Here is an 18,334-nt window from a genome sequence, read left to right on the forward strand (position 1 = left end):
GCAATATAAACTCATGCTTTTTGCCTTTATTGAACAAAATCCTAGCGATATCCTAGCGATTTGCTCGGATTAATTTGTTTCTTGGAGTGATATGCGATGGACAAAAGTCTACAAGTTCTACTCTATAACCCTGTTGCTCTAGGAGCAAACAACGATCAAGTAGTAACCATGACTCAATGGCTTGTCTGAAAATATGAGCGACTAAATCAATTCTTCGAGTGAGCTTTTGTCTTTGTACGCCTTGTTTTTCAAAGCTGTTGAAGTCAATACTATCTGGCAGAGTAACCTGCTTTTGTTCAGCTGCCCATATACAAAACGCTTTAAATGAACCTGCAAGCTGACTTTGCTTTATGCTTGGCACTGGCAAATAACTATTTTGTTGTCGAACTGCACGTTGCAAACTATCAAACCCTAAACGCCACGCCATTTCTTTGAGCCTTTGCTTATTCTTGACTTCATTAGCGATAACACTTTGTTGAAGTGGCAAACGTAAATCCGCTTTTGATAGCTCTAAGCCGCTAGCTTTTCCCTGCTCAGATAAGGGCTGATACTTATCCGTTCGTATCAAATGGTAACAACATGGCGCAATGCTTATAGCTTCGGTTCCCACTTTTGAGGCTTGTTTTATAAGTTCTACATGTAAATCTCCACAAGCGTGAAGCGCTATCGCATGTTGATTTGTTTTTAATAGTTCTGCACCGTCTGTAAAAGCATCACCGCAAATGTGCTGATGTTTAAGCTTGAACTTATCACTCAGAACTTGCCCTTGCCGACTCAACTCTGCTTGCCATTCCAAACTCGTTACTTTTGATTGAGTTCTAAAAGCCAGCAATCGACCTAAATGACCTTTGCCTGAACACCATTCTAAAAACGAATGTTGAGATTGATCACTTTCACTAATGGCAGCATCACTAAAGCGAGTTATTTGCTGCCACTTTCTCCCTTTTACTCCAGAAGATAAGCGACTTGGGTAATCATGGTGATGATTTTCGTTAACGACTTTGGTGGAAGGAAAACAAAGCAATTCATAATCCCAACTTTGTTGCTGATTTTCGATATCCTTATTCAGTGAAGGTAATACGGATTCAATCAAAAGATCATGGTCTGCATCAAGATGTTCAATTTCATCCTCAGTCAAACTCCAAACAGCTTCTGCTAAGGTTGGAAAATCATGTTCCCATGGTAATGATTCATGCTCAAAGCTCGCCACTTGCCAAAGTGGTTTTGACTGAATCAATAATCTACAGAGCTTTTGAAAATATTGTTCGAACAACTTAACTTCCTACTGCTAATCAATTAGTATTCCTTTCAAAAAGGAACTAGAACATGCAATCACCTTGTGTTGCCCGCTGCGGTTTAAATGACGATGACGTATGTATGGGTTGTTATCGCCACATAACGGAAATCGTTAACTGGGGACAGTTTGATGATATAAAAAAGAGCGACATTTTAACGAATGTCGCTCGCAGGAAACAAGAATTTATCGGACAAGAAAATACTCAAATTCTTTCACGTGAAAAATGGCTAAAAGCAAAGGAAACACTTTAATCAAAAGACACCATCTAGCAGCTCTTCCTCATCAATATCAATATCTGTACCAGTAACGTCTTCTGGTTTAGCTTGGACAGAATCTGGTTTCTGTTCATCGCCTTCTTCTTTTAAAGCGTCTTCCCCTTCTTTAGCTTTTGTCTTAGCAGGTATTACTCCCGCTAATTGGCCTGACTTATCGTCTGTCGCATTTTGATACTGAACCAGATAACTGGGTGGAGTTTGCCTAGCATGTTCAACACTACCCGTAATAAAAGACTCCTCATCTTCTTCTGTAAGCGTTTTATCGTCAGCTTCTTCGATCATGAGTGGGCTTAACTCTAGAGTATCAACACCTGAAAACTGTTCTTGAACATCATGCAGCTTTTTTCTGGCTTCCAATCTTATTGAGTCATTAGGCGGGCACTCTACTACGTCGCTTTGAACTTCAGTATCTGATTGTTTGGGAATATTCATTGGAGAGGAAGTATCACTTAGCCAATCCGGTAATATAGGCTCTGATTGAGTTCGAACTTTTGCTTTTACCATTTCTCCCCACTCTTTAAAATCTGATCTAAATAACGTTGTTGCAATTTCTGTCAGAGTTTCAGTGTTAGCGGTTCTGGGAGAAGCAATGGGTTCTGGGGCTGAAATACTTCGCTTTACTTGGACATCCGACTTTTGAGATAGCCAATTCAATTGCAATTGTTGAGATTCAACAGTAAATTGATGCTGCTTCTTTCGAGCTTTAACTATATAGTTTTCAACATTTTCTTTGATGTATTTTTTTTCAGCATCAATCTGCTTAATTTCGGCTTCTCCAATATGAAAACCTTCCAGCGAAATATCCATCAATTTACACTCATGGGTAAATTTCATTCTGAATTTATGTCTATTGACCTCTATATGAGTCATTGTCGTGGGGTTTCTTAAAAAATCATCAGCCCATTTTGATAGAGCTAATTTTAAATTGGAGCCAACTTGACCTGCAGCCACTATCTACAACCTATAACCAATCGACATAAGAAAGATCATAAATAAAACAATACGGTATTCAATAAATCTAAATGAAGATTAATTAGGCTTTCATTGAGGACTGAGAAGACTTCGTTGGTTTCGGCCTGAATGGTTTACCTAGACCAAAATAGATACAAACAAGCGGACAAGGCAGTAAGAAAAACACTTCGAAGTTAATTGGTGCTCCCTTCCACAACAAATAACTGCAACCACCATACATAACAATGGTGCCAATTATTCCTATGATAAGTAGTGCTTTTTGCACTATCCATTCAAGTCGTTGCATCTTGATAGTTATTAAATAAAAAAGCCGAGAAATTTATCTCGGCTAACTTTACATGAATTGTTTGATATTACAAACGAATACCGCCGTCAATTTCAAATACTCGACCGTTTACATAGTCGTTTTCGCAAATAAATTTTGCCGTTGATGCGATTTCTTCAGCCTGACCAAGACGCCCTACTGGAACCATCTTTTCTAGGCGCTCAAGGGCTTCTGGCTTCATTACAGCTGTCATTTCAGTTTCGATAACACCCGGAGCAATCGCAGCACTTCGAATCCCATGACGCGCAAGTTCTTTTGCCCAACCTACTGACATAGCCACAACACCAGCCTTAGACGCTGCATAGTTAGTTTGACCGATATTCCCCGCCTTCGCCAAGCTAGAAATATTAATGATCACACCTTGCTGTTTAGAAGTGATCATGGCAGCAGCTGCTTCACGACCACACAAGAATGAACCCGTTAGGTTTACATTAATCACTGACTGGAACTGATCTAAAGCCATACGTGAAGTCACTTCACCATCTTTAGCTTTCAGTAGCATGCCGTCACGTAAAATACCGGCATTATTGATCAACACATTTACTTGACCTAAGTCTTCTAGAATATATTGAAAACCTGCTACGACATCTTCTTCATCGGTAATATCAAGGGCATAGCCTTGCACTTCAGTATCACCTAACAGTGCACAAGCTTTTTCTAATTTTTCTTGGTCAACATCGATAAGAGCGAGTTTCGCCCCAGCTTTAGCAAACGATTGCGCCATTGCGAAACCTAAACCACCTGCACCGCCAGTAATGACGACAACCTTACCTTTTACATCCATTAGATGATCCTTACTTTTTATCTGTTGCTGAATACATGAATCATAGAAACACACTCAATACAGAAAGGAGCAATAGTGTGATAAGACAACCGTCCGTGACAGGATGTCACGGTCGTCAGCACATGGACGTGCGCTTCTGTTGGCGTTTACACTATTGCTCCTTGGCCATTTTCATACTTGTGCTAACTACAATTCACATATCAAATTATTTTTTAGAAAACTGTTCAAATATGCTCGAAAAGTCACGACGACCATTACCTTGGCGAGCATGATTGACGTATAAGCTTCGTGCCAATGCTCCCATAGGTGTGCTTGAATTTGTAAGCAAAGCCGCTTCTTGAGACAACCCAAGGTCTTTAACCATCAAGTCCACCATAAAGCCACCTTGGTAGTCATTAGATGATGGAACGCTCTCCATCACATCAGGGCAAGGATTATACTTTTCTAGCGTCCAGTTACCACCACTACTTACTTTCATAATTTCAGAAAGCACTTTAGCGTCTAAGCCGTGATCTTTACCTAACTGTAAAGCTTCTGATGTGCCAACCATAAGTACCGACAACAGCATGTTATTACAAATCTTAGCGACTTGCCCTGCTCCAGCACTGCCTGCGAGGAAGATATTGGCACCCATTGCGTCTAATACTGGTTTGGCTTTTTCAAACGCGGCATCTGATGCACCACAGATAAACGTCAATGTGCCAGCCGCGGCACCAGCAGTACCACCTGATACTGGAGCATCAATAAATTCAATGCCTTTGGCCGCCGCTTGATTAGCCACTAACTTGGCACTTTCAGCATCAATGGTTGAGCTGTCAATTAAAATGGTGTCTGAATTAACAACATCCAATAGACCATATTGATCAACACTGCCTAAATACAGACTTTTTACGTGTTTGCCTGCAGGTAGCATGGTCACTACCGCATCAACACTTTTGGCTGCATCTGTCGCAGAATCAAACGCGATTGCACCTTGTTCAACCAACTGAGCAATGGCTTCTGGTACAAGATCGAATACGTTAACACTAAATCCAGCCTTTAAAAGGTTTGCCGCCATTGGGCCACCCATATTACCAAGACCGATAAACGCAATGGTTTTAATCATGATTCCTTCCTTACTGTCCAAGTTGTTGCAATGGATGAATTTCCCACGGCATCGTTGTAATTTTTTCCATTAACGATGCTGGAATTTCATCATGGGACGAATACTTCCATTTGGGATTTCTGTCTTTATCAATCAATAAGGCGCGTACACCTTCACAAAAATCACCATGAGCACAACTGTTTACGCTAGCAATGAGTTCCCAACGATAAATATCCGCAAGACTGAGTTTGCTATCTAATTGAGTTTGTTGATAAACCAATTGAGCACTGATTGGGCTACCCGCTATTAGTGCACCGATTGCACGTGATAACCACTTTTCATCAGTCTCTAGTTTGTTAGCTCGCACTATAATGTCATCTAAGCTGCCAGCCATTAAGCTATCAATCAGACCTTGGTTATTGGCTAAGGTACTTTCACCTTTGGCAATCGTGCTTCTGATGCTTAATTCATTAAGCATTTCATCCAGCCAGAGGTGATTACGAGCAACATTATCTGACCAATCTAAAGTAGCCATCGCATCAAACATGACTTGTTTATCGTCATTATTGAGGTAGTGATTACCTAAGCCAACATAACAAGCATCAGCTGCATTCATCTGATATGCCGTTAGCCCTAAAAATAAACCAGACTTACCCGGCATTCTATTAAGGAAGTAACTGCCACCAACATCTGGATATAAACCAATGGTGATTTCAGGCATCGCAATACGAGAGGTTTCAGTAACGACACGGTGACTTGCACCAGCCATAAGGCCAACACCGCCACCCATGACAAAACCGTGTCCCCATACTAAGAATGGTTTACCAAACTCATGGATCAGATAATCTAATTGATACTCTTCAGAGAAAAAGGTTTCAGCTTCTGAAGCGATTTCCCCGGGATTAGCAATGGACTGCTTGTAGATAGCACGAACATCACCCCCGGCACAAAACGCTTTATCACCAGCCCCATCAAGCACGACACAAACTACTTCACTGTCTTGTTGCCACGCCATCAGTTGGTTGGTTAATGCTCTAACCATATCAAGGTTTAGAGCATTTAACGCTTTTTCCATGTTTAGCGTAGCAATACCGATAAGCTTGCCAGAAGCTGTGCCTAGCGTTTGAAAAACAACAGCTTGTTCGCTTGTCATTACTTGTTTCTCCACTCTGCTTTGCGTTTTTCCAAGAAAGCATTTACGCCTTCTTTTTGATCTTCGGTATCAAATAAGCCCACAAACAGTTCTCGCTCTAGTGGTAGAGCTTGAGTACGAGGCATTATACGACCCGCTTGAATTAGCTGCTTACAAACAGCCACGCTACTTGGGCTTTGCTTGGCTACATTTTTCGCTAATTCTATGGCTTTATTCAGTGCTTCGCCTTTGGCAACCACTTCTTCAACTAAGCCAATTTTTTCAGCTTTAGCCGCATCAAGACGTTCGCCACACAGGATCATACGCTTAGTCCAGCCTTCACCCACTAACGCAGTAAGGTTTTGAGTTCCACCTGCACAAGGTAATAAGCCAACAGTTGCTTCTGGCAATGCCATTACCGCCTGCTCCTCGGCTACGCGAATATCACAGGCTAGTGCAACTTCTAAGCCACCGCCCATTGAATAGCCATTAATAGCAGCGATAGAAACACCGCGGAATGCAGATAGTGTTTCAAAAGCTTCACCAAAGTGCTTTGCCATTGAAGATGCGTTGCCTTTGTCGCCATCAGCAAACAGTTTCAAATCTGCACCAGCAGAGAAGAATTTTTCACCCTCACCAGTAATAACCAAAGCATAAATTTCACGGTTAGCATTTAATGACTCTACTACTGCTTTTAATTCTTGCAAGCTCTCAGCCGTCCAAGTATTTGCTGGCGGATTGCTCATTGTAAGAATTGCAGTATTACCTTCGATTTTTTGAATGATATTTGACATTAGCTAACCTCAATTAACGGATTTCTGTTGCGGCATCGTCCAGTAGACGACGGCTGATGATAAGACGCATGATTTCGTTTGTACCTTCAAGGATTTGGTGTACACGAACGTCACGGAAATGTCTTTCTAATGGATATTCACGAATATAACCATAACCACCGTGTAATTGCAGTGCGGCATCGCACACTTGGAAACCAATGTCAGTCGCAAAACGTTTCGCCATTGCGCAATAAGCGGTTGCTTCTGGGTCTTTAGTATCCAATTTGAACGCTGCAAGACGTACCATCTGGCGAGCAGCAACTAATTCAGTCGCCATATCAGCAAGCTTAAATTGCAGCGCTTGGAAAGTCGCTAATGGTTTGCCAAATTGCTTACGCTCTTTCATGTATTCAGTTGCACGATCAAGTGCCGCTTGAGCAGTACCAATTGAACAAGTTGCGATATTGATACGACCACCATCAAGCCCTTTCATGGCAAAGGTAAAGCCTTGCCCTTCTTCGCCTAATAGGTTTTCAACTGGAACACGCACTTCTTCGAAAGTAATTAAACGTGTTGGCTGTGCATTCCAGCCCATTTTATCTTCTGCTTTACCGTAAATAACACCTTCCGCATCAGCAGGAATAGCAATAGCAGAAATGCCTTTAGGACCAGCTTCACCTGTACGACACATCACCACCAGTAATTCAGTGTCGCCCGCACCAGAGATGAACATTTTCGAGCCTGAGATGACATATTCATCACCGTCACGAACCGCTTTGGTTTGTAACGATGCAGCATCACTGCCTGAACCTGGCTCAGTTAAACAGTATGAAGCCAGCTTTTGACCAGTTGTTAGATCTTCCGACCACTTACTGCGAAACGCTTCGGTTCCCCAAGTGGTTACCATCCAAGTCGCCATGTTGTGAATGGTCAACATAGCAGTAGTAGCGGTACAACCTTCAGATAAGGCTTCAAAGATAATTGAAGCATCAAGACGAGAAAGCCCCATTCCACCTTCAGACTCTGGTGAATAAAGTGAGCAAAAACCTAGCTCACCGGCTTGTTGAATGACGTCTTTTGGAAAATGATGTTCTTCATCCCATTTTGCAGCAAATGGTGCCAGTTGTTCTTGTGAAAATTGACGTGCTAAGTCAGCAAACTGACGTTGGTCTTCGTTTAAGTTAAAATCCATTCGAAAACTCCTAAGATTCAAAAATCTGAATAATTTCTATCTTTTGTCATTTCTTGTATTGATGAAATCTAGTGGCTATAAGTCACTAGATGCCTGCCTTCGCAGGCATAACGCATAAATTAAATTACTTATGTGAACTTCTGAGAACTAGAAACAACAGAAGGAGCAATAATGCGGTAAGACAACCGTCCGTGACAGGACGTCATGGTCGTGAGTACATGGACGTACGCTTCTGTTGTCGTGCGCATTATTGCTCCTCTTAGTTCATATTAAAATTACTTAAGTGCAATCGTCATATTTGGACCAGATGCAATATCAGAGTCGAACCAACGAGCTGTAATAGTCTTAGTTTCGGTATAGAAACGAACCGCTTGCTTACCATAAGCATGCTGATCGCCATAGAAGCTACCCTTCCAACCTGTAAACGAGAAGAAAGGTAGTGGCACTGGAATTGGTACGTTGATACCTACTTGACCTACATCGATATGATGCTGATATTTACGAGCAGCCGCACCGCTTGCAGTAAAGATTGAAGTACCGTTTCCGTAAGGGCTGTTGTTCACAACTTCGATTGCATCATCCAAAGAGTCTGCTGTCATACAACATAAAACTGGACCAAAGATTTCTTCTTTGTAGATAGTCATATCAGTCGTTACGTCAGTAAATACGGTTGGACCAACCCAGTTACCTGACTCATAACCTTCGACAGTAAATTCACTGCCATCAAGTACACAATTAGCGCCTTCTGCTTTACCTTGAGCAATTAAGCTAAGCACACGCTCTTTAGCTTGCGGGCTGATCACCGGACCATAAGCAGCATCTTTATCATCCCATAACCCCGGCTTAACTTTCGCTAGGGCTTCTTTAACTTCTGGGATCCACGCTTTCGCTTCACCTACGAAAATAGCAACTGAAATTGCCATACAACGTTGACCAGCTGCACCAACAGAAGCCCCTACTAGGTTGTTGATCACTTGCTGCTTGTTGGCATCAGGCATGATCACACAGTGGTTCTTCGCGCCAGCAAAGGCTTGAACACGCTTAAGGTTGTCAGTACCTGTTTTATAAATGTATTGACCTACACCAACTGAACCTACGAACGAAATCGCTTTTACATCTTTATGATCAAGTAAAACGTCAACGGCAACTTTATCACCATGAACCATTTGCAGTACGCCTTTAGGTGCGCCAGCTTCTTCAAATAGTTCAACAAGGCGCTGCGGTGTCATTGGGTCTTGTTCTGATGGTTTAAGAATGAATGTGTTACCGCAAGCAATCGCTAGAGGGAACATCCATAAAGGGATCATTGCTGGGAAGTTAAATGGCGTAATACCCGCGCACACACCTAATGGCTGAGTGTAGCTGTAGGTATCAATAGAACGTGCAACGTTTTCAACCGTTTCACCCATTAACAATGAAGCGATATTACAAGCATGCTCAGCGACTTCGATTCCACGCCACACATCGCCTTTAGCATCATCAAAGGTTTTACCCGTTTCTTTAGCCAGAATCGTCGCGATTTCATCATGATGCTCTTTTAGTAGATGCTGATAACGAAGCATTACGCGAGCACGTTCAGATACAGGAATTTCCTTCCAAGTAACAAATGCTTTCTTTGCGCTTTCAATTGCGGTTAATACTTCAGCTTCAGTCGCTGCATTCACAACTGCGATGGTTTCATTATTTGCAGGGTTTGTAACAGAGATTTGTTTACTACCTTCGCCTAATACAAACTCACCATCAATATAATGTCTTACTTGAGTTGTCATGTAACAATCCTTTTGTTGATGTCTTTATTACTAACTCAATGTGCAAGTTATTGAAATACAGATAAGAGTAATAGCCTTATAAGACAACCGTCCGTGACAGGACGTCACGGTCGTGAGCACATAGCCATTCTCGCACATCCATGTGCTCCATGGCATTCAGGCGTCCTGCCTATCAGGTGCGCTTCTGTTGGTGTTAATGCTATTACTCTCTAGTTATTTTCTAACTTTTTCACACTTGAGATTATTGTTATTATTTTTATGGTTTAAATAAAAAAGCTGAGCTCGAAAGAGCTCAGCTTTTAAATGGGTTATTCAACCTCGATAGCCATAGCCGTGGCTTCGCCACCACCGATACACAATGACGCCATACCGCGTTTCAGTCCGCGGTTTTTAAGGGCATGAATAAGAGAAACTAGAATGCGAGTACCAGAGCAACCAATTGGGTGACCTAATGCACATGCTCCACCATTAACGTTTACTTTTGCAGTATCCAAACCAAGTTCAGAAACGGCTAACATAGTTACCATTGCAAATGCCTCGTTGATTTCATATAGATCAACAGAATCTTTTGTCCATTCAAGCTTGTTAAGCAGGTTCATCATTGCGCCAACTGGAGCCGTGGTGAACATTGCTGGCTCTTGTGAGTGAGTTGAATGAGCACAAATTTTTGCGAGTACTGGAACACCAAGCTCTTTAGCCTGTGCACGAGTCATAACCATAACGGCTGCTGCACCATCGGAAATTGAGCTTGAGTTTGCAGCAGTAATCGTGCCGTCTTTAGCAAAGGCTGGGCGTAGCGATGGGATCTTATCTGGACGAGCATTCCCTGGTTGTTCATCAGTATCAACGACTGTATCACCGCGACGGCTTGATACGGTCACTGGTTCTACTTCGTTTTTAAAAGCACCTGAAGTAATTGCAGCGTTGGCTTTCTCTAATGAACTTAATGCAAATTCATCCATTTGCTCACGAGTAATACCGTATTCATCTGCAGTCTTTTGAGCAAAAGTGCCCATTGCACCGCCAGTGTACGCATCTTCTAAACCGTCTAAGAACATGTGATCTAATACTTTGCCATGCCCCATTCGCATGCCGCCGCGTGCTTTATCAAGAAGATAAGGCGCGCCACTCATGCTTTCCATTCCACCAGCAACAACGACTTTAGCACTGCCAGCCTTGACTAAGTCATGGGCCATCATTACGGTTTTCATGCCACTACCACAAACCTTATTCAGTGTTGTTGCACCAACTGATAACGGTAAGTCTGCACCTAATGTAGCTTGACGAGCTGGAGCTTGACCAAGACCAGCAGGTAATACACAACCCATAAGTACTTCATCAACTTTGTCGCCTGAAATGCCAGTTTCAGTCATCACAGATTTGATTGCAACGGCACCTAAAGTCGGTGAAGGAACACTTGAAAGAGAACCTTGAAAGCCCCCCATAGGTGTACGTTTTGCAGCGACAATTACAATATCCTGATCCAGTTGTTCAGTACTCATTTCAACTCCTTTCCTTAGACTTTTATTTAAAACTAAGGATAAATTCTTATAGGGTTAATAAATTTTAGGTACTAATGTGACGTTTACGCTAACGTAAAGCAAGTCTTTTTTGGTCAGATGAGAAGTTTTTAGTGGGTAAAATGTCAGCTAGCTTTTACATCAGAGATGTTTAGAGTTGACATTAACTAAAAATAGGCAGAAATTGATGATTCAATAGTAACACCAATTACAGTAATTGATATAAATACACTGAATCCTATTCTTTATTAGAGGTACTGATATGGAAGCACCAATTCATACCCTCTCTTCACTATTCGAACAACTTGGTCTAGAGGGTTCTCAATTCGCAATCGATGGCTTTATCCACCGAAATAGCCCAATCCCACAGAATGTTGAACTGGCAAAAGCAAAATGCTGGAATCAGTCGCAGGCAAGCATGCTGAGCGAAATGCTCTCAAACGATGCGGATTGGGAACCGATTGTTGATCAATTGAGTGTGTTGATGCACAAATAAACTTTCACCATTGGCTTTAAAATCCTCGCAGTGGTAATTTATCACTGCGTTTTAACCAACTGTCTTCAGGATAATGACAATCTCCATTTATAATATGCAGTGCATAAGCGTAACGAGATTTATCGCTGATATTTGCACAGCTCCCATGTGGAAGTCGGCCATGAAACGCAATTAAGCTCCCTTGTTTAACTTCTAAGGGTAACGATAACTCTGGAAAAGGAGTTTCATCAAGTAGCTCAGATTCTAATTTAGAGTCTTTCTCAAAATATCGATGTCTAAGTGGGCCTTTGTGTCCTCCATCTTTAACCAATAAACAGCCATTACTCAGATTGGCATCCTGTAATGCAACCCAAAAGCCTATCACTGACTCTGGCTCTGTATATTGAAATGCACCATCTTGATGAGGAACCACCTCTCCCCCAACTTTAGCCGATTTAAAAATAAACATTGATTGCAGCAAAAGAGGGTTAGGATTTCCTAAAATGCCTACTAACCGTTCAAGTTCAGGCTTTCGGGAAAATTTATCAAATACTGGATCGATATCATGTAAAGCATGACCTACCTTATTAAGGTTCTCGAAAATACCTTGCTTTGTCGATATATCTTCAGCCGTCGCCGTTTTCTCTAAAAAGAAACTTATCTTATCGCCAGAATCTAAAAGCAATGTATTATCATGGTGCTCATCGTCATATATGGTAAAGAAGGTTCCTAAGTTAGTGGTATCCTCTGTTTCGACCAAATATCGCATACGTTCGATCAAACCTTCACACTCTTCTGCAGCGTAAAAATTTTCGAAAACAGCAAAACCATGCTCATCAAATGATCGCTTTATCTCGTCAGGCTTACTTAAATCAGAAAACAACTTGAATGACATGAATACCTCTGATTAAGGCTTAGTTATGTGACACAGATTCTATGCTACCACAGTCGATGTGACAAATTTTAACCACCCTTATAATCATAACGGCATTAACAACTTAGAAAAGTTATTTAAAGTAACCAACAAAGTTGTTCACAGGTTTTGTGGATAACTTCTGTTTTTCAAAAATATCACATAAACCACCATTGCCTTAACCTACTGTATGTAATATAACTGTGTTTTTACTCTAGACGTCTTAGTTTACGATGCGATGGATCTCGATCTTTTTAACGCTTTTGATCTGTGGTTGTAACCCAGATAAAGAAAGTGCGATTTTTAACCCTCAAAATCCCGAATATGCTGCATATCATTTTTTAAAAGCGTTATATATTGATAAAGATGTACAAACGGCTCAAAACTTCACTGGAGAAAAGCTCGATGAGCTATTAAAGCACTATCATCTAGCTTCATCTGTTCAACGCCATGTTCTCAACCTTCCACTAAGTAATGTTCAGATTGAAGTTCAAGATGTGGATATAGACTTTTTTCGAAAGATGAATAGTGAAGTAAAAATAAGAATGAAACTGGTTGGCACCAGAAATGACAAGCCTTGGTTTGACACTCGCCAAGTTGCAATCAACAAAGAAAATAACAAATGGGTAGTCACTAAAATCATTTTGGATCAACGATAAAAAATAATAACAAAGGAACACCATGACAAGGATAATTACCGAAACACCAAGATTGATTATACGCGAATTTTGTTTGAGTGATGCTGAGGATGTTTTTGAATTTAACAGTAATCCTGAAGTCATTCGATTTATGCCAGAAGACGTGATGAATTCAATAGAAGATGCTGAACAAGTCATCAAAAATGTTTGGTTAGCTGACTATCAGAGAAGAGGTTACGCACGATGGGCAGTGGAATATAAAGCAACGGGAAAAGTAATAGGTTTTTGTGGATTTAAGTTTGAAACTCACCCATTAGTTCAGAACAACGATATAGCCTACCGCCTTCTACCGGAATATTGGGGAATGGGGCTTGCTACAGAAGCAGGAGTAGCTTGTATCGAGTATGCAAAACAACATTTACCCTTTGATAAAGTATTAGGTGATGCAGCTGTGGAAAATAAAGGTTCATGTCATGTGCTAGAAAAACTTGGGTTTAAGTATCAAAGTCAATTTGATCATGATGGTATACCCCATAATCGATATCTTCTTACTTTTTAAATCACCTCAAAAATTTTCTTTATGAAGTGCGCTGTAGTATTGTGGCGCGCTTAAAATTTGTTGATAGGCTAAAAGTCCCACAACAATAAGAAAAAATTCTAACAAGTTTGGGAAAAACCTATGCACTCGAAAAAAAAGACCAAAATGAAGACAAGTATTCTTAACTCATTAGCTGTTGGGTTACTCGCCGTTTCTCCTCAGCTAATGGCTGATGATTTCGCTTGGAACACCATGCTTAATCTCACATCCGATTACGGAAACCGCTTTGCGGGCAGTGACGAAGAACGAAAAGCGGCTTCTTGGTTAAAGGGTGAGTTTGAACAATTGGGTTATAAAGTAAATACACACGAGTTTGAGTTCAACCTGCGGAAAAAGCCACTGACTTCTTTAAATCTTGAAGCTTTCAAACAAGGGAAAATAAACAAAACCATAATCATTGGAGCACATTATGACTCCATTGGACATAATGCTGGCTCTACTGGTTTTACCGATAATGCATCGGGCATTGCAACCCTTCTTGCGGTTGCCAAGGCATTTCAAAACATAACCCCTCACTACAGCGTTAAATTTATCGCATTTGGTGCTGAAGAAGTGGGGTTAAATGGCTCAAAAGCGTATGTAAAAACAATTAACCCTGCTGATATCCACGGTATGATAAATCTCGATACGGTTGCGGGTGGGGATCATCTTTACATTCATAGCGCTCATTCAAAGCCTTATCATTGTGGTGGTGAAAATTCTAAATACAGCCATGATACTTGGTTACGTGACGCACTTCTGAATAAGTCGAAGAATATTAAACTCGCTAGAGGTTACGACTTACACCCTAAAACACCAGAATATCCAGAAGGTGAAACAGGCGCTTGGTCAGATCATTCACCTTTTTCCTGCTTAGGAATTCCAATCGCGTATGTAGAAGCGACTAATTTTTCTATTGATGGTGAATCAGGTAAAGACGGTTATTCGCAAACCTCTCACCCTGATTACTGGACATGTTTCGACAATAGTAATATGGCAAGCTGTGATAGAAAAAAAGAAAAACACTGGGGAAAGATTTGGCATACACAATTTGATCAAGCTACCCAGTTAATTCCTCGACTGGAAAGCCACATAAAATTACAGGTTCAATCTAACGTAACACTACTAACTCGATTTTTATCAGAGCCTAAATAACCCGATCTATATTTACAAAACAATTTACTGCGATCGATAATAATACTCGGTCGCAAATTCAACCGAATAAAACGGTCATAACAAATAATACAAATACGATATAAATTTAAAAATCAACTAAAACTGTTCACATATTCTGCAAACAATCACCTCACCTGATCTTTATTTAATCAACCTATATACATTCCTGTTAAACTTTCTGACCATGCATTTTTTGGGTTTGTATATGCTGATCGTTAACCAGTCACAAAAAACTCAGAAGCGCATAGGTAAATTATTAAAAATACTCGGGGTTAACTATGGCTAATTTGGGTTTTAAACGAGCATTGATATTATCGATGATCGTGTTGTGTACTACTGTATTACTCACAGCAAATTTCCTATCCTATCTACAAATTAGAAATGCAACCATCAATGAAGTAAATCAAACGTCTCGACTCATTGTTGAAACTGAAGCAGCTAAAATTGAACGCTGGTTTGAATCTAAAGCTGATGTTGTAAAAGGTTTAGTATCGTCATACAAAAACGGAAACATGACTTCTAATTATGTTTCTGTAGCTAAAACAGCAAAAGAAACGGGAAAAGTTACCGCCGTTTTCTTGGGCTTTGACGATGGGAATACCTATTCAACTGCTGAAGGAGCCATGTGGAATAATGGCATAGCTAACAAAGACCAATACAAGCTCTTATCTCGCCCTTGGTATAAACAAGCTAAAACTGCATCAGGAACTGACGTAACAGGTGTATATGCTGATGCAACCACTGGAAATGATGTCGTGTCTATCATCGAGTCACTGGGAAATGGCGCCGCACTTATCGATATTGAGCTTCCAATTCTAAACGAGACTGTACGAGAAATTGACTACCCCGGTGCTGTAACTCTCATCGCAGATAATGACGGTAAGATCATGGCATCTAATTCAAAGGTGGCAGTTAAAGGCACCTTCTTAAGAGATGCTGGCATGAGCGATGTAGAACGCAATATGTTAAGCAAAACAGCCAGCATGCAGGACTACACCTTAAAAGGAGTGGATAAAATTGCATTTACCAAAGCCATCAATTTGGTCAATGGCAAACGCTGGTATCTTTTTATTGGTGTAAACAAATCCGTTGCCTATGCTCATCTGGGTACGGTACTGAAAAATGCAATTCTATCTTCACTGATAATGATTGTTATAGCGACTCTACTCATTTTATTAGTACTTAAAAAGCTCTATCGCCCAATTGACCAGCTAAAAAGCATGATTGGGAATTTGGCGCAAGGAAATGGAGATTTAACCAAACGTTTGCCCGTTGAGTCTAACGATGATTTAGGAATTATCGCATCTGATATCAATAAGTTTATCAGTGAATTACAAACGCTAATGAAAGATGTTCAACATGCTTCTGGAGTCATTGATAAGAGCATCAAAAGGCTTCAAGCTGATGCAGATGCGAATTCACAAATTTTAAATGCCCACACCCAAGAAACTGAGTTGATTGTTACTGCAATCGAAGAAATGAGTGCGACAGCAAACAACGTAGCCAGAAATGGCAGTGAAACGGCTGCATTTACAAAAACAACCAACGATAAAGCGAATAGTTCTAAGGTCGTGGTTCATCATGCTACTGATACCGTGGCTCAATTGGTACAGGATGTCGACGCAACAGCTGACAACATTTCAGAAATAGACAGAGACACGCAAGAAATTGAGCACGTACTTAAAGTCATTGGTGATATTGCAGAGCAAACCAATCTATTAGCATTAAATGCCGCCATTGAAGCTGCACGTGCAGGAGAGCAAGGGCGAGGATTTGCTGTTGTTGCTGATGAAGTTCGAGCCTTGGCGGCTAGAACACAGTCCAGTACCGCAGAAATAGAACAAACCATTAGTAAATTACGCCAAGGTACAAACTCAGCGATTGAAGCGATGCAGGTTACTAAATCTACCTGTGAACAAACCGCTGATGCAACAGAGAAAGTAGCAACTGATTTGGATGAAATTGCATTATCTGTAGATCAAATTAATGATCTAAACACCCAAATTGCGACGGCTGCCGAAGAACAAAGCTCAGTGTCCGATGAAATTACCCGCAATATGGCTGCAATCAATGAAATGGTCAATGAACTTTCTATGAATGGGCAGACAACTGTAGCTCAAACTTCAAACTTATTTCAGATAAATAAAGAACTTACTGGCGTAGTGAGAAAATTTAAATTGGATTGATTTGGTTGATCGAAACAAACGATATCAATATCAAGTATGAAAAGCTTCGCTGAACGGATTCAACGAAGCTTTTCCATTTATCTAGAACATAAAACCAGCAGCGTTATTAGTAATGCCAAAATCTTCAGAAAATTTGTCAATTTGAGGAAGATTGGCTATAACATATTTTTCAGACTCAATCGAAATTTCTATTGTTATATTATTTTCAAGTTGAATTGAAAAACCTGAGGTACTGGAAACAGACTGCCCTCCGCATTCAAAGCTTAATTGTTTTTCCTTGATGCCAATAACGCGAAGTAATTCTTGTCCATTGTTAATATAAATGAGATTCCTTTCTAAATGACTTCCTTGTTGTAATACGGTACACGCAGACTCAATCGAGTCTAAAGTAAAAGTTATCATTTGTTATCTCTTGTTGTGGAACGGTGAAATTCTAACAACAAACAGATAGAGTAAAAATCTATTTTAGGCTACTAATGTCTTACAAAGAATAATTCTATAGAATAGATAAAACACTAAATTATGTTGATTATTCTGAAGTATAAAAACTTAATTATTTCCCTTTGGTTTCAATAACTTAAAAACAACCCCGGCCTGAAGAAATTGATAAGGCGCATGGTTTTTCTTTTAATAAGTTAACAAAGAAAATTAGGAATATTGATATTTTTCGCTGTCAGTTATTTTTAACAAACCCAAAGTGAAACAAGCGTTATTTAGTTTCTCTAATTAAGCGCAATGACAATGAAGTCAGCGTTAAAAATAAAATATAATTAACTTGTCTTTTTACTGAATAATTATTAGCCTTCTTCAATTGTTGATAAAATCATTCATAATTTTTGTTCAGGTTAAAAACGAAAATTTTTGTATGGTAGAGGGTTATCATGTCTACAGAAGGCATAAAAGATGTCAATGGTTTTCAAGCCTATAGTGACTCACTGCTGAATCCGAACAATAAGCTGGCAACGTATGGTTCAAGTCTCAACGGTTATGGAATAGCAACTTCACAAGCTGAGCAAGTTAACTTATTTCATAATAATGACTATGACGATGATTGTTTTACAAAAGAATGTGCAAAAACAGCAGCGTGCTATACATTAGGTTGCATCGGCCTGTTTACTGCTGCAGCAATTGCTACTGGTTTAATCGCTGGGCTAGGTGTTTTTTTAGGAGCTATTGCCAGTGGCGATGTGTGATCTGGAAATCTCATTATTTATATCAAAAAAAGGGTAAGCTAACATGCTTACCC

General features: G+C 40.3%; 19 protein-coding genes. 7 read left to right on the forward strand and 12 right to left on the reverse strand.

The window, feature by feature from the left end:
* Nucleotides 1-52: 52 nt before the first annotated feature.
* On the reverse strand, nucleotides 53-1,273 hold the full coding sequence (locus tag E2H97_RS10425) for a methyltransferase (protein WP_133407079.1): 1,221 nt from the start codon (nucleotides 1,271-1,273) through the stop codon (nucleotides 53-55).
* A gap of 53 nt (nucleotides 1,274-1,326) precedes the next feature.
* Here E2H97_RS10425 and E2H97_RS10430 point away from each other — a divergent pair, with 53 nt between their 5' ends.
* Nucleotides 1,327-1,548 carry a DUF1289 domain-containing protein gene (locus tag E2H97_RS10430; protein WP_133407080.1) on the forward strand — a complete coding sequence of 74 codons (222 nt, stop codon included), beginning with the start codon at nucleotides 1,327-1,329 and terminating at the stop codon, nucleotides 1,546-1,548.
* On the opposite strand, the gene E2H97_RS10435 is transcribed toward E2H97_RS10430, so the two are convergent.
* The 9 genes from E2H97_RS10435 to E2H97_RS10470 form a co-directional block, all read right to left on the reverse strand.
* The gene (locus E2H97_RS10435) at nucleotides 1,549-2,523 is read right to left on the reverse strand and encodes a hypothetical protein (protein WP_133407081.1); all 975 of its coding nucleotides are present in this window, start codon (nucleotides 2,521-2,523) and stop codon (nucleotides 1,549-1,551) included.
* Between the two features lie 82 nt (nucleotides 2,524-2,605).
* A complete protein-coding gene (locus tag E2H97_RS18810; RefSeq protein WP_170308288.1) occupies nucleotides 2,606-2,830 on the reverse strand; it encodes a hypothetical protein in 225 nt (74 codons plus the stop codon).
* A gap of 67 nt (nucleotides 2,831-2,897) precedes the next feature.
* Nucleotides 2,898-3,653, reverse strand: a complete 756-nt coding sequence (locus E2H97_RS10440) for an SDR family oxidoreductase (RefSeq protein ID WP_133407082.1) — start codon at nucleotides 3,651-3,653, stop codon at nucleotides 2,898-2,900.
* A 205-nt stretch (nucleotides 3,654-3,858) separates the two neighbouring features.
* Nucleotides 3,859-4,755: a 3-hydroxyisobutyrate dehydrogenase gene (gene mmsB, locus E2H97_RS10445; protein ID WP_133408620.1), complete on the reverse strand. Its 897-nt coding sequence runs from the start codon at nucleotides 4,753-4,755 to the stop codon at nucleotides 3,859-3,861.
* Nucleotides 4,756-4,768: 13 nt separating this feature from the next.
* On the reverse strand, nucleotides 4,769-5,890 hold the full coding sequence (locus tag E2H97_RS10450) for an enoyl-CoA hydratase/isomerase family protein (protein WP_133407083.1): 1,122 nt from the start codon (nucleotides 5,888-5,890) through the stop codon (nucleotides 4,769-4,771).
* A complete protein-coding gene (locus tag E2H97_RS10455) occupies nucleotides 5,890-6,663 on the reverse strand; it encodes an enoyl-CoA hydratase (protein WP_133407084.1) in 774 nt (257 codons plus the stop codon). Before E2H97_RS10455 ends, E2H97_RS10450 begins: the two co-directional genes overlap by 1 nt.
* Nucleotides 6,664-6,676: 13 nt before the next feature.
* A complete protein-coding gene (locus E2H97_RS10460) occupies nucleotides 6,677-7,834 on the reverse strand; it encodes an acyl-CoA dehydrogenase family protein (RefSeq protein ID WP_133407085.1) in 1,158 nt (385 codons plus the stop codon).
* 275 nt (nucleotides 7,835-8,109) lie between these two features.
* The gene (locus E2H97_RS10465; protein ID WP_133407086.1) at nucleotides 8,110-9,603 is read right to left on the reverse strand and encodes a CoA-acylating methylmalonate-semialdehyde dehydrogenase; all 1,494 of its coding nucleotides are present in this window, start codon (nucleotides 9,601-9,603) and stop codon (nucleotides 8,110-8,112) included.
* A gap of 308 nt (nucleotides 9,604-9,911) precedes the next feature.
* Nucleotides 9,912-11,105: an acetyl-CoA C-acyltransferase gene (locus tag E2H97_RS10470; protein WP_133407087.1), complete on the reverse strand. Its 1,194-nt coding sequence runs from the start codon at nucleotides 11,103-11,105 to the stop codon at nucleotides 9,912-9,914.
* Between the two features lie 280 nt (nucleotides 11,106-11,385).
* Between E2H97_RS10470 and E2H97_RS10475 the strand changes: the two genes are divergently transcribed.
* Nucleotides 11,386-11,619, forward strand: coding sequence for a DUF2789 family protein (locus E2H97_RS10475; protein ID WP_133407088.1), 234 nt, complete (start codon nucleotides 11,386-11,388; stop codon nucleotides 11,617-11,619).
* 16 nt (nucleotides 11,620-11,635) lie between these two features.
* Here E2H97_RS10475 and E2H97_RS10480 read toward each other — a convergent pair whose 3' ends face one another.
* The gene (locus E2H97_RS10480; RefSeq protein WP_133407089.1) at nucleotides 11,636-12,493 is read right to left on the reverse strand and encodes a phytanoyl-CoA dioxygenase family protein; all 858 of its coding nucleotides are present in this window, start codon (nucleotides 12,491-12,493) and stop codon (nucleotides 11,636-11,638) included.
* A 251-nt stretch (nucleotides 12,494-12,744) separates the two neighbouring features.
* Between E2H97_RS10480 and E2H97_RS10485 the strand changes: the two genes are divergently transcribed.
* From E2H97_RS10485 to E2H97_RS10500, 4 genes are all read left to right on the forward strand, one after another.
* The gene (locus E2H97_RS10485) at nucleotides 12,745-13,170 is read left to right on the forward strand and encodes a hypothetical protein (protein WP_133407090.1); all 426 of its coding nucleotides are present in this window, start codon (nucleotides 12,745-12,747) and stop codon (nucleotides 13,168-13,170) included.
* Between the two features lie 22 nt (nucleotides 13,171-13,192).
* Nucleotides 13,193-13,708 (forward strand): GNAT family N-acetyltransferase, encoded by a 516-nt coding sequence (locus E2H97_RS10490; RefSeq protein WP_133407091.1) that lies wholly within the window; start codon nucleotides 13,193-13,195, stop codon nucleotides 13,706-13,708.
* Between the two features lie 120 nt (nucleotides 13,709-13,828).
* Nucleotides 13,829-14,881 (forward strand): M28 family metallopeptidase, encoded by a 1,053-nt coding sequence (locus tag E2H97_RS10495; RefSeq protein ID WP_133407092.1) that lies wholly within the window; start codon nucleotides 13,829-13,831, stop codon nucleotides 14,879-14,881.
* Between the two features lie 299 nt (nucleotides 14,882-15,180).
* Nucleotides 15,181-17,088 (forward strand): methyl-accepting chemotaxis protein, encoded by a 1,908-nt coding sequence (locus tag E2H97_RS10500; protein WP_133407093.1) that lies wholly within the window; start codon nucleotides 15,181-15,183, stop codon nucleotides 17,086-17,088.
* Nucleotides 17,089-17,169: 81 nt separating this feature from the next.
* Here the strand turns inward: E2H97_RS10500 and E2H97_RS10505 are convergent, their stop codons facing one another.
* A complete protein-coding gene (locus E2H97_RS10505; protein WP_133407094.1) occupies nucleotides 17,170-17,490 on the reverse strand; it encodes a hypothetical protein in 321 nt (106 codons plus the stop codon).
* 479 nt (nucleotides 17,491-17,969) lie between these two features.
* Here E2H97_RS10505 and E2H97_RS10510 point away from each other — a divergent pair, with 479 nt between their 5' ends.
* Nucleotides 17,970-18,281 (forward strand): hypothetical protein, encoded by a 312-nt coding sequence (locus E2H97_RS10510; protein ID WP_133407095.1) that lies wholly within the window; start codon nucleotides 17,970-17,972, stop codon nucleotides 18,279-18,281.
* The last annotated feature ends 53 nt before the right edge of the window (nucleotides 18,282-18,334 follow it).

It is taken from the genome of Parashewanella tropica (genome assembly GCF_004358445.1).
In the GTDB taxonomy this organism is placed as follows: Bacteria; Pseudomonadota; Gammaproteobacteria; order Enterobacterales; family Shewanellaceae; genus Parashewanella; species Parashewanella tropica.

Excerpts from the sequence above, each read along its gene's own strand:
- E2H97_RS10465 (WP_133407086.1), bottom strand. The coding sequence starts at position 9,603 with ATGACAACTCAAGTAAGACATTATATTGATGGTGAGTTTGTATTAGGC.
- E2H97_RS10500 (WP_133407093.1), top strand. The coding sequence starts at position 15,181 with ATGGCTAATTTGGGTTTTAAACGAGCATTGATATTATCGATGATCGTG.
- E2H97_RS10505 (WP_133407094.1), bottom strand. The coding sequence starts at position 17,490 with ATGATAACTTTTACTTTAGACTCGATTGAGTCTGCGTGTACCGTATTA.
- E2H97_RS10455 (WP_133407084.1), bottom strand. The coding sequence starts at position 6,663 with ATGTCAAATATCATTCAAAAAATCGAAGGTAATACTGCAATTCTTACA.
- E2H97_RS10470 (WP_133407087.1), bottom strand. The coding sequence starts at position 11,105 with ATGAGTACTGAACAACTGGATCAGGATATTGTAATTGTCGCTGCAAAA.
- E2H97_RS10480 (WP_133407089.1), bottom strand. The coding sequence starts at position 12,493 with ATGTCATTCAAGTTGTTTTCTGATTTAAGTAAGCCTGACGAGATAAAG.
- E2H97_RS10495 (WP_133407092.1), top strand. The coding sequence starts at position 13,829 with ATGCACTCGAAAAAAAAGACCAAAATGAAGACAAGTATTCTTAACTCA.
- E2H97_RS18810 (WP_170308288.1), bottom strand. The coding sequence starts at position 2,830 with ATGCAACGACTTGAATGGATAGTGCAAAAAGCACTACTTATCATAGGA.
- E2H97_RS10450 (WP_133407083.1), bottom strand. The coding sequence starts at position 5,890 with ATGACAAGCGAACAAGCTGTTGTTTTTCAAACGCTAGGCACAGCTTCT.
- E2H97_RS10510 (WP_133407095.1), top strand. The coding sequence starts at position 17,970 with ATGTCTACAGAAGGCATAAAAGATGTCAATGGTTTTCAAGCCTATAGT.
- E2H97_RS10430 (WP_133407080.1), top strand. The coding sequence starts at position 1,327 with ATGCAATCACCTTGTGTTGCCCGCTGCGGTTTAAATGACGATGACGTA.
- E2H97_RS10440 (WP_133407082.1), bottom strand. The coding sequence starts at position 3,653 with ATGGATGTAAAAGGTAAGGTTGTCGTCATTACTGGCGGTGCAGGTGGT.
- E2H97_RS10475 (WP_133407088.1), top strand. The coding sequence starts at position 11,386 with ATGGAAGCACCAATTCATACCCTCTCTTCACTATTCGAACAACTTGGT.
- E2H97_RS10490 (WP_133407091.1), top strand. The coding sequence starts at position 13,193 with ATGACAAGGATAATTACCGAAACACCAAGATTGATTATACGCGAATTT.
- E2H97_RS10460 (WP_133407085.1), bottom strand. The coding sequence starts at position 7,834 with ATGGATTTTAACTTAAACGAAGACCAACGTCAGTTTGCTGACTTAGCA.
- E2H97_RS10485 (WP_133407090.1), top strand. The coding sequence starts at position 12,745 with ATGCGATGGATCTCGATCTTTTTAACGCTTTTGATCTGTGGTTGTAAC.